We start from the raw sequence: 276 nt of genomic DNA on the forward strand, positions 1-276 counted from the left end.
TGAAACAACTCCAGCTGAAATCCTAATCCTTGTGGATCCCACCGTGGATGTGAGCGAGGGGGCAACCGGCCTTCCTGCGCCGCAGAGCGAAGAACAGTCAGATGTTTTGACCAAGAATGCTGCGCCCATCGAAGCTCAACAAACCCAACCTGCGTCACCCGCTGCCCGCACGCTTGAGCAACCAGCAGAGTCGACCGCAGTTTTGCCACAGGAAAACCAGCCCCAACCCCAATCTAAACCAGAACGCACCCAAGCCACCGCCGACGAGGAGGACGG

The 276-nt window shown here is 58.3% G+C and carries 1 protein-coding gene; it reads left to right on the forward strand.

The genetic code is table 11. The features are described 5' to 3' along the window. Positions 1 to 276, forward strand: a 276-nt coding sequence (locus AB9F29_RS22630) for a hypothetical protein (RefSeq protein WP_369757342.1), incomplete at both ends; no start/stop codon positions are given.

The sequence above is a fragment of the Falsihalocynthiibacter sp. S25ZX9 genome (genome assembly GCF_041205405.1).
Taxonomy (GTDB): Bacteria; Pseudomonadota; Alphaproteobacteria; order Rhodobacterales; family Rhodobacteraceae; genus Falsihalocynthiibacter; species Falsihalocynthiibacter arcticus.